1 protein-coding gene is annotated in these 890 nt (G+C 56.0%); it reads left to right on the forward strand.

The window, feature by feature from the left end:
* Window positions 1–82: 82 nt before the first annotated feature.
* Window positions 83–835: an IS6 family transposase gene (locus tag N5D22_RS27120; protein WP_151616781.1), complete on the forward strand. Its 753-nt coding sequence runs from the start codon at window positions 83–85 to the stop codon at window positions 833–835.
* Window positions 836–890 lie beyond the last annotated feature (55 nt).

An 890-nucleotide genomic window follows, 5' to 3' on the forward strand; every position in this document is an offset into this window, starting at 1 on the left:
GGGCGTGTCGCAAATTCTTTTGGTTAACTAGCTGTTGACCACAACGGTGGAAATTCAGCTCCCGATGTAGCGGAGCGTAGCCATGATTCTGAATGCCATTGCCGAAAAGCTGAAGCGCCAGTCGAAGGACGATTTCAAAGGGCGGCATTTCGAGGCATGGCTGATCGTGCAGGCAGTGACATGGTATCTACGGTATCCGCTCAGCTACAGAGATCTCGAGGAGATGTTCCGCGAGCGCGGCTTCGAGGTCGACCATAGTACAATCAACCGCTGGGTCCTCGCCTATGCACCTGTAATCGAGAAGCGCCTACGCCAGTTTCGCCGACCGCATTGTGGCTCAGTCAGGATTGACGAGACCTACGTCAAGATCCGGGGCAAGTGGCGATACCTGTACCGCGCCATCGACAAGCACGGAAACCCGGTCGACTTCTTGCTCACCGCGAAGCGCGATCTCGACGCCGCCAAGCGCTTCTTCCGTAAGATGCTCAAGGATGAGCCGCTACTATCGCAGGGTAAGATCGGTACAGATGGCGCTAACACGTTTCCTTCAACGATCAAAACAGCCATCGATGACGGGCTCCTGCATCCGAGCCCGGTACATTATGTCACGAAGCACCTCCAGCAAGGCATCGAGAGCGACCACTTCCGGGTCAAGAAGAACATGCCCAAGATCGGCTGCTTCCAGTCATTCAAAACGGCGCGCCGGACGATCGCTGGGTTCGAAGCGATGTTGTGGCTGCGCAAAGGCTTCGGCTTTTCCGGCGACTGGACAATCAACGACCAGAATGACCTGCTCGGGCGCCTCTTCGGACTTCAAAAGGTTAACAAAGCGTGAAAATGCCACCGTTCGCGGGGTAGTCTCAGCCTACTGCAAGGTTTGCGACAAGCCC

Source organism: Agrobacterium sp. GD03872 (assembly GCF_029840625.1).
GTDB classification, from domain to species: domain Bacteria; phylum Pseudomonadota; class Alphaproteobacteria; order Rhizobiales; family Rhizobiaceae; genus Agrobacterium; species Agrobacterium fabrum_A.